Genomic DNA, 9,085 nt, shown 5'->3' with positions numbered 1-9,085 from the left:
CGTTCTGTCTCCACAAAACCCGGGGCAATTCAGAACGGGCCGTCGGGATCGGTCGCAGCATGCTCAGTCGCTGGTTGCGGCAACACGGATGGACATTCAAAAAAAGACCGCTCATGCACTGGAGCAGGAGCGTGAAGACGTCCTGAAGCGACGACAGGACTGGTTTGATCTCCAGCCTGACCTTGATCCGCAACGTCTGGTGTTCATTGACGAAACCAGCCTCTCCACGAAGATGGCCCGTCTGCGCGGGCGTGCCTTGCGCGGGGAACGTTGCCGCGCCGGTGTGCCGCACGGTCACTGGAAAACCACGACTTTCACCGGGGGGCTGCGTCTGACAGGCCTGACCGCGCCCTTCGTGCATGATGGTCCCATGAATGGCAGGATCTTTCAGGTTTATGTCGAACGGGTTCTCATCCCGACACTGAAGCCGGGCGATATCGTCGTGATGGACAATCTTCCGGCGCATAAGCTTCCGGCGGCACAGAAGGCCATTGAGCAGGCAGGGGCGGAACTGATGTTCCTTCCGCCATACAGCCCGGACTTCAATCCCATCGAAATGGCCTTCTCAAAACTCAAGGCCTTGCTGCGCGCCAAAGCTGAACGGACTGTCGGTGCTCTGTGGGATACCGTCGGCGCACTGCTTCCGGCTTTCACTCCCAGTCAATGCGCCAGTTTCTTTACAGCCTCTGGATATGAACCAGATTAAAGTGGAACCGCTCTAGTTAAGTTGCTGGACTGCTGTCTGGCTGAACAACCATTATTAGCTTCAACCTTCTAATTCATGCGTCCTTGACATATAAGCCATTGACGTATAGTTTACTGAAAGTGTCAAAGTTGCAAACCGTTGTTGAACTGCCTGAATTCATAAAACGGGCAAAAGCCTTGATGTCAGACAACGATCGGATGGCTCTGATTAACACGCTCGCGGCAATGCCAGACGCTGGGGTTTCGCTCGGCGGCGGCCTGCGAAAGATTCGTTTTGCACGAGAAGGTAGCGGGAAGAGGGGAGGGTATAGAACTCTTTATGTCTTTGGTGGGAGACATATGCCTTTGTTTCTACTGACTGTCTTTGCCAAGAACGAAAAAGACAATCTTTCCCGATCCGAACAGGCTGCTCTGGTAAACTTGAGTAAGACACTAATTGCGAAATATGGAGAACCATCATGAGCACTTATGATAGCATTCTGCAGGGGCTAAATGAGGCTCTCGCATATTCGGAAGCACAGTTACAAAACAGCGTTACCCATAAGGTACGTGTGCCGTCTGTGAACGTTGCGGCCATCAGAACACGAACGGGACTCTCCCAGGCACAGTTTGCCAAGAGCATCGGTGTCGCTAAGGGAACCCTTCTGAACTGGGAACATGGTCGTCGTCAGCCAACCGGGCCAGCTCAGGTCTTGCTGGCGATGTTAGATAAACGTCCATCGTTGGTTAGCGAGCTGCTTCCTGCTACTCGCTAACAAAGTGGTATACTAGACGCTGATTAAAGCAGCTGCTTTGGGGGGAGAACAGAATGTCTTCTATATGGTGAAATAGGCGGGAAGCGGTCATTCGTGTTGCCAAGTGCGGTTCCCTAAGTTCAACTGAAATTTTGGAAGAGCTTGCTGGGAACCGTGTTTCAACTCATGGGACATTCGTCCGTGCTCGCACCATTTGCTACATACGGACAGTTTCTGATACCGCTTTCCCGTAATCTGGTTGTAAGAAAGCAATGAAAACGCATTCTTACAAAATCGCCTATCCTGCCCTTCATGGATATTCAGAACAGAGTTGATTTAATGATGACGAACATTCCAGCCGATGAGTGGTTTGCTCGCTCCCTTGAGGATGAACTCCAGATATGGAAGTTCACCAATAGTTACGCGCTTCTTATGGGCAGATCGGACGTTGAGTCCGGGCCGGGAAGCTACTTCCGTGCCAAATCTTATGGAACTGTCTGGGATGCAATAAGGGAAGAAACGCCGTGGCTGGATGAACAGAAGGAGCCGGGACCATTTGTGCGTCTACGGCACTCTCCAGGCCAATTCTTTCCCCGCATAGCGCGCCCAATTATCGGAGACCCTCTCGACAAATTCTGTCTCGCCCAAGCACGACTACCAGATTGCAGCAACGAACAACGCTATCTACGCAATGCTCAAACGCACTTGGAAGCATTAGTCGCTGATCTTGCCGCAACTTGCCGTGTCGTAGAGCCGTCTAAGACTACTTTTGAAGTTTATGGGCATGAAATTCGCAATCTTCTTATTCTGGCTGCGACCGAAGTGGAAAAGCATATGGCTGGAATCATGGTCTCAAATGGCAACAACGAGGATCGAAAAAATACTACATACTATGTGAAACTTGCAGAGCCACTAAGTCTTCGTAGCTATTCTGTCCGCTTCAAACGCTACCCCGAAGTGGCCGAAATTAAGCCTTTCGCTGAATGGTGTCGCGATAAGCCCACAGCGTCACTCAAATGGTATGACGCATATAACACAGTGAAGCACGACCGGGAGAGTCAGTTCAAACGTGCATCCCTCTGCAACGCTTTTGAGGCGGTCGCTGCCTGTGCAGTACTACTTGTAGCACAGTTTGGCGAAGCTGGGCTGTCCGATGATCTTAAACGCTCACTTACGGTCGAACGCGAGCCGTGGCTAATAGAAGATTGCTACGTAGTCCCCCAACAGTCGACTACGTGGACGCCCATCAATCATCTTGACCTGCGTTAGGCGGGTCCAAACAGAGCTTTTCCAGACCGCAGCAGCGGTTTCGATATTGTTCGGCAAACTCATTAAGCCTCGCTTTCGCTGAAGATGTAGAAACGTCATTTGCTGAGAAGGCGCGGCATCACGTGGGCGAAGCGATCTTTTAGTGCAAGTTCCAGTATAGTCAGGGCGACCCGCTCGGCACCTTTAATCAGGTCTGCGTCGATCTATCCCAAGAGCACAGTTTTTGGCCGGCTCGAACTTCAGGCGCACATGTCGGGATTACGTGGGTCGAGCGAAAGGATGGCGACGAAAGGCCGCCACTCGTCGGGAGGCAGCGAATTGACAAAGTGCCGCCGGACTTCCGGGAATTGGCCAAATCAACGCCAGAGGTTCCGTTCGAGACGGTAGTTCGATATGCGGGAACGGCGTCACTCCGCATCTCCGGGAGGAAAGACCTGCCGCCCCCCCCCGAATGCCAGTTTGGCATCTATCGACCTGAGGATAGTCTGGAAATCGGCGCCCAGTTGGTCCTGCCGACCGGGAACCTCTTCAGCATAGGCACGATGGGTAACGACGCGCGAGCGGATCGATGGCGATCGATGGGCGAACGCGACCTTTTCCGGCGAATCGAGGCCTTTGCGAATAGCGATTGCAAGGATTTCGAGAACCGCTGGATTTGCGGAGACCTTGCCTGCCTCCTGAAGCGCATGCTGGACGAGACCGGTGAGCGCGCCGGCAATCATATAGAATCGCCGGTTCATCAGCCGCAGCACGAAATCCCTAGACCGTTTACAGGTTCTGATCTTAGCAGGCACGACGCCAAGTGCGACCTCAATGGTGACAAACGGTGCGCCGCTCAACCAAGCCCGCAGAGCCGGTTTGAGCAATCTTATCTCGGCGTCGGTGCTATCGCCTCCGGTCTTCCGGCCGCGCGTCACCGCCTTGACCGTCTCGACGTCGCTGCCGAACAGCAACGCATAGCTTTGCCGGTCGGCGATCATGAAATCGACCAGCCAATCGCACCACTCTATGATCGATGTCGGAAGGGCGTCAATTTCTGCGGCGATGCGCGCTGTGAGCGCCATCAGCGGCTCAAGCTGCATCCCGCTGAATGCGGCAACCTTCACCGTTGCGGCTTCGGCCGCCTGAACATCGGCGTCGATCGCCCCCCTAAGCGAAGCGATCTGGGCATCGAACGCCGCCTCATTACCTGCCTTTCGCGCCTGGAAGGCAGCGAACGAACGGCTCATCATCTGAATTGGGCGATCGGCATCCTGCTCTTCGCCCGCGCCAGCGCGCAACCGGCTCAAAAAGTAGCGGACATCTGGACCATTCACGTCGCCGAGTTGGATGCGGTCGAGCAAGGACGTCAGAGGGTCGTCGATCATGACGCATTGATCGTTGGTGGGCAGCACTTTCGCGAGCATGTCGAACGCTGCGCCGGTTGGAACCCAATTCGCCGAAAAGGCGACCGGCGGTTCGGGAATCAGCAGGACGGTCCCATTGGCGAGATGACCCGCGCGGCCGGCGCGACCGGCAGCGTTGAGGATCTCGTGACCTTTGAGCGGTTCGCGTCCATCTTCATCATGGCGCATCGTCCCGGCCAAGATGGCGACCTCGGCCGGCAAGTTCATGCCTTGGGCGAGCGTGGGCGTCGCAACAATAATACTTGCGCCATCGCGACGGCGAAACAGCGATTCAGCCATACGTCGCTCGATGGCTATCATGTCGCCATTATGCGGTAGCGCAGGCGCGGTAGGATCCAGCAGCGAGTACTGTGGGCCGCCAAGTTCGGCGATGATGTCGGTCCAGAGATCGTTCTCAAATTCGGTGAGTGCGCCCACGCCTGAGAGACCAGCCCGGATCCGCCGCGCGGTGCTGGGGGCGTGATCGGCCTGATTGACGAACATGATGGTCTTCAATCCGGCGCGAGCTGCGCTAGCGGCGAAAGAACCACCGACCTCGTTAGAGTTGGGAGTTGCTCCAGCGACACCGTAGTTCAACCGCACATTGCCTTCAGAGAGGCGAACGATGCGGCGATCGGCAGGGGCATTGCGCGCCCAAGCGTTGTGTAGACCGAATAGGGCAAATGGCACCAAATCAAGCGGTGGCTTGTTGGCCTGCCGGTTATTACGAACAGCGGAGTTCGCAGCGCGGACGACCTGATTCGCCCAGTTCAGCTGATTTTCCGCATAGGCGACGACGCCGCGGGCCTGTCGGCTCGGCTTCCACGGGTCGAGGAAGCTGATGCAGGGACGACCGGTGAGCTGACCGAGCCACTCGGCGACATCTGGGGCATTTTGCAGCATCGCTGACAGCAGCAAATAGTCGGCATCGGGCGCTCGCCGAAGGGCGTGAAGGAGACACAACATCGCGTCGACGCTACGCGCGCCTCCGCCAGCCGGGCTCAGGAGGTGGCATTCATCGAAGACGATCAGGCCAAGTTCAGCGACGTCCGCATCGGCAAAGCTGAGGACTGCGAGCAGACGCTCTGGCGTCATCACCTCGATCGTGCCGAGTTCAGGACCGGAGATAAACGCGATGAGATCGCCATCGGCGGAAATCTCGTAATTGGCGAGGCTCTTCGGAAAGCTTTCGGCGAGGTCGTCGCGCAACTGGTCGACCAGTGCCAACGTGGGAACAAGGAAGATCACTTTCCGGCCAGCGCTGAGCGTCGAAGCGATCTTCAATTCGGAAAGGGTCGTCTTCCCGGCCCCGGTGGGCAGGACCAAGACAGCGGAGGTGCCGGCGTCGAGAAATCCGGTCGCAATGGCCTGGCGGTGATTGGGCCAAAGCGTTGGTTTGGTCAGGGCGCGGTGGCGCAGCCAGCGCCGCCACGCCGGTTCGGCCGCCCCGGCCGGTGCCGGGAGATTGGTAGTGCCGGCTCCCTCCAGGCCATCGGCAACATGGCGGAACAGTCGTGCGAGATGACGCGGACCGGCATATGCTGAGACGAGGCGCGCGCCGGGCCTAGGCGCCGTGACATTGGCGACGGCCAACTGCGTGACGCGATCGAACAAGGCCTGCGGAGTCTCTAGGAGCGGATAGGCCAGAACGGGCGGTGCTTGGGCGAGAAGGCGGGCGACGAGATGGATGAGGCCTGCCCAGCAGAGGCCATAAAGACCCTGTGTCGCCTGTTCGGTGAGATCATCGTCGGCTGAAGGCTGTAGGCGCGCTAAGCGTTCCGCACGTTCGAGGATCGCGACGAACCGCTCTTGCGCCAAATCCTGGATGCTTTCGAGCAGGGCCCCGCGGTGAACGTCTTCGAGGCGGCCGCCAGCGAGCCCGCGCGCTGCCTCACGCGCATCCGGGCTTTGCTCGGCGATCAGAAACAGCAGCGGCGCGGCGATCCGCGGGTGGATTGCCGCCGCACTTAGAAACGTCGTGCGGTCGGGTATCGCGGGCATGACGCGCCCGAGAATTTGATAGGCCGTGCCTGCGACAAAAGCTGCGGCCCGTCGCGCTTCGCCGTCGACGGTGTCATCGACTTGGGCTTCGTAGACCGCGGCAATGCGCGAGAGACGTTCGATCTGGGCGAGATAATCGGGTGCGTCGGCAAGTTGCGCTGCGCGTAGTCGCAAGCCAGCAAGTTCGGCGTAAATACTAGTGAGCTCCTGAGGCAGGAGCTGCGGGTCTACGCCGCGCAAAGGGGGTGCCGATCGGATAAGCGCCGCAGTTTCAGCGTCGAACATCGAATGCCTCGATTCTTGACCAAACACGGGCAGAGAAGACGGCGAACCAGGCGCGCACGTCATCGAGCGGCATGATGTTGCCGCCGCGCGTCGCGATATCGCCGGCAATCGCATCATAGCCCTCGAATAGAGCAAGGCGCTGCTTGGCAGTGAAGCCGCTTGGGGCAACGGTCAGCGAAGCTTGGAAGGTGAGCGGCCGCGTCCGGATCAACTCATCATAGGCCGCGTTGCGTTCTTGAGGCGTGAAGCCGAGACCTATCAAAAGTGTTATCGCTGCCTGCGCGAGTTGGTTGTCGCGCTCGCCCGAGACATATTCTCGAAAAGCCGCGAGGACGTCCTGCGAGAAGAGCTGCCGCCAATTAGTCGTGCATTTATATTCGTACACGGTTGCGCGTGTGAGCGTGCGGGTCCCCGGATCGATCGTCACCTTGACGCAGTCGGTACCTTGGTTGGTCGCCTTCAGATGCGGATCAGAAATGGCGTCGTTGACGGTCGCGGTGAGGTAGGCAGCGACCCAACTGATGATCTCGAATAGGAGGCCGTCGCGATGCCAGATCTTTGGATTGGTTTGGGGGTGAAGTTCGAGACGGAGCTTTTCTTTCAATGCCGCGCTTACGATCGGGGGCGTGCCTGCCGGATGGACGCCGTCGAGGATCATCGCAGCGTGAAGTGCGCGGCCGATGAGGATTTGCGCGCATACTTCGGCGAGCGCCTCGGGATCGGCAACTGTCCAGACCGACCCCAGGCAGTGCGGCAATATGGCTATAGGCTCGACGACAAGAGTCATTCGTTGCTCTTTTCGTCGATGGACCGTTTCTGGCGGCGGGCGGCGATCGCGTCGTCTACTATGTTGTTTAGGTTAATGCCAAGGCCGGCGATGTTGGGCTGGACCATGAACCAGCGAGACATCGAGCTGATCCAATCAAGGAGGCGGCTCGATTTCGGCACGGACGTACCGGCTGCGATCGCGACCCGCGCGCGCTCGATTGCGAGTTGGTACCTGACGTTCTCGTGAACGAAATATTGCCGAATTGGGGAGACTGCCTTGAGCTTGGCGGCGGCGGCGTCAAGTCTTCCTCCGTCGCGGAGGGCTATGGCGATGGCCGCATACGCTATAGCGTAGTCTGCGCGTTCCGGCGCCTCCAGCGTCTCGAAATCGACGGATTCGATGATCGCGAGCGCATCGTTCGCGCGGTGCTGCATCAGTAGGCAGCTCGCCTCGAAGATGCGGCAGGCAGGATTGCCATCTATCTTATATCCCGCAGAATAGGCAGCGGCGCCCTCTTCCCATTGCCCGGCCAAGCGGAGAACGTCACCGAGGCAGCGGTTGGCGTGGCCGAGGCCGGCGGGGGTCCAGTAATCGGTCAGGGCAATGAGTGCCTGCAGCCGTTTGGCCGCATCGACGAAGTGGGCTTGATCGCGTTTTGAGATGCCGGCCACTTCGAGCAGCTTGCAGAACCATAATTGCGTGTCAGGCCCAAATGGGCGTTCTTTCTCAGATTCCTGCGCGGCGTTAAGCGCTTCGTCGCAGATTGCAGTCGCTCCCGCGGTGTCGCCTGCCAAAGTCAATTCGACGCCCTTCGCTGCTGCATATTGGATGCGGTCCCTGCGCGATGTTGTCAGCTCGAGAACACGATCGTAAAGTCGTAGTTTGTCGACGAGCGGGATCGTATCGCCATTGATGTCGATGTGGAGGTGGAGAGCATCGAGGTCTGCTTCCTGGGCCGTGATAGGCCCCAGCTTTGCCAACTCTCGCCGCGCCCCAGCGGCGTCGTTGCATAGGTGGGCCACAATCGCTTGGTGGTAAGTCAACTTTCTCTGCCAACGCGGATCATCGATGTTGACGCGCAGCCGCTCTAATACCTGCGGCAATTCTGCCAACCGACCTAACTGTCCATAGATGCCAGTGAGTTGTTCGACGGATTCGTGGAGCGCTTCAATATCGATGCTCAGAATTTCAATTTCTTCAGGGGGCAATTTGCGCATCAAGGGCACCGTATTGGTGCGATGGTAGACCGTATATTGGGTGAGGTCGGCACGGAGCGCACGAAGGACTTTAGGCCATTGCTTCTTCATCGCGGGTTCGCGCCAAGCTTTGTTCATCGCATGCCCCGGCAAATGGTCGCGGCAGCATTCGCAAAATTGCTTCCCCGATCCGCATAGGCATGGGTCAGTTCGGCGTGGAAGCGCCAATGGACGAGGCGATGCGGAGTTCATGTAATTAGTGTCACCGTCAAATGTGCAGATTTTGAATACATCATCGATGCAAAAGTCCAGAAGCGCCTAAGCTACACAATTTTCTAGCCGAACGTGTATCAAAGGCACGTAGAATATGAAATATCTGCCATTCCACTTGCGCAGGCTGTTTACTTGCTGTTGGGTCCTTCAGTCGCTCGTAGTTTGCGAGCAGATTTCCCGACGGATTACCGAACGGCGGATTGGGCAAATCGACGCTCAGAAGGAGACAAACCGGTTCGTCCTCCAAAGCGGGCTTTAGAGGGCTATGGCGTAGACATAGTTCTCATCTGGTTCCGGCGCGGCCCGCATGGCGACATTCGAACCTCGACTGGGTAGAATGCGTGCGCAAGTCCGCTATCCTCCTTTGCCGGTGGAGCGTAAGATGCTTCATGTCGGCTTTCTGGAAACTTTCCAACCGCCTGTATGACCGAGACGAGGCGTCTGCCGCCTGTCCGCTTCACATTCCTT

At 57.5% G+C, this 9,085-nt stretch carries 6 protein-coding genes and 2 pseudogenes; 4 read left to right on the top strand and 4 right to left on the bottom strand.

Going from position 1 to position 9,085, the window contains the following annotated elements; translation table 11 throughout:
- The 4 genes and pseudogenes from Abci_RS13970 to Abci_RS13955 all read left to right on the top strand — a co-directional run.
- A pseudogene (locus tag Abci_RS13970) lies at positions 1-706 on the top strand (IS630 family transposase); the annotation flags it as partial.
- Between the two features lie 119 nt (positions 707-825).
- Positions 826-1,167 (top strand): type II toxin-antitoxin system RelE/ParE family toxin, encoded by a 342-nt coding sequence (locus Abci_RS13965; RefSeq protein ID WP_048839781.1) that lies wholly within the window; start codon positions 826-828, stop codon positions 1,165-1,167.
- Positions 1,164-1,460, top strand: a complete 297-nt coding sequence (locus tag Abci_RS13960; protein ID WP_048839780.1) for a helix-turn-helix domain-containing protein — start codon at positions 1,164-1,166, stop codon at positions 1,458-1,460. Before Abci_RS13965 ends, Abci_RS13960 begins: the two co-directional genes overlap by 4 nt.
- A 318-nt stretch (positions 1,461-1,778) precedes the next feature.
- The gene (locus Abci_RS13955) at positions 1,779-2,708 is read left to right on the top strand and encodes a hypothetical protein (RefSeq protein WP_146807020.1); all 930 of its coding nucleotides are present in this window, start codon (positions 1,779-1,781) and stop codon (positions 2,706-2,708) included.
- A 407-nt stretch (positions 2,709-3,115) separates the two neighbouring features.
- On the opposite strand, the gene Abci_RS13950 is transcribed toward Abci_RS13955, so the two are convergent.
- The 4 genes and pseudogenes from Abci_RS13950 to Abci_RS14455 all read right to left on the bottom strand — a co-directional run.
- Positions 3,116-6,379 carry a DEAD/DEAH box helicase gene (locus tag Abci_RS13950; RefSeq protein ID WP_048839778.1) on the bottom strand — a complete coding sequence of 1,088 codons (3,264 nt, stop codon included), beginning with the start codon at positions 6,377-6,379 and terminating at the stop codon, positions 3,116-3,118.
- Positions 6,366-7,166, bottom strand: coding sequence for a hypothetical protein (locus Abci_RS13945; protein ID WP_048839777.1), 801 nt, complete (start codon positions 7,164-7,166; stop codon positions 6,366-6,368). The genes Abci_RS13950 and Abci_RS13945 overlap by 14 nt, the downstream gene beginning before the upstream one ends.
- The gene (locus tag Abci_RS13940) at positions 7,163-8,482 is read right to left on the bottom strand and encodes a hypothetical protein (protein ID WP_048839776.1); all 1,320 of its coding nucleotides are present in this window, start codon (positions 8,480-8,482) and stop codon (positions 7,163-7,165) included. Before Abci_RS13940 ends, Abci_RS13945 begins: the two co-directional genes overlap by 4 nt.
- 21 nt (positions 8,483-8,503) lie before the next feature.
- Positions 8,504-8,596 (bottom strand): annotated as a pseudogene (locus tag Abci_RS14455) (SEC-C metal-binding domain-containing protein); the annotation flags it as partial.
- Positions 8,597-9,085: the final 489 nt, after the last annotated feature.

It is taken from the genome of Acetobacter cibinongensis (assembly GCF_000963925.1).
In the GTDB taxonomy this organism is placed as follows: domain Bacteria; phylum Pseudomonadota; class Alphaproteobacteria; order Acetobacterales; family Acetobacteraceae; genus Acetobacter; species Acetobacter cibinongensis.
The sequence above is the reverse complement of the archived record's forward strand: the minus strand, read 5'-3'. Positions and strand labels throughout refer to the sequence as shown.

Excerpts from the sequence above, each read along its gene's own strand:
- Abci_RS13955 (WP_146807020.1), top strand. The coding sequence starts at position 1,779 with ATGATGACGAACATTCCAGCCGATGAGTGGTTTGCTCGCTCCCTTGAG.
- Abci_RS13945 (WP_048839777.1), bottom strand. The coding sequence starts at position 7,166 with ATGACTCTTGTCGTCGAGCCTATAGCCATATTGCCGCACTGCCTGGGG.
- Abci_RS13950 (WP_048839778.1), bottom strand. The coding sequence starts at position 6,379 with ATGTTCGACGCTGAAACTGCGGCGCTTATCCGATCGGCACCCCCTTTG.
- Abci_RS13960 (WP_048839780.1), top strand. The coding sequence starts at position 1,164 with ATGAGCACTTATGATAGCATTCTGCAGGGGCTAAATGAGGCTCTCGCA.
- Abci_RS13940 (WP_048839776.1), bottom strand. The coding sequence starts at position 8,482 with ATGAACAAAGCTTGGCGCGAACCCGCGATGAAGAAGCAATGGCCTAAA.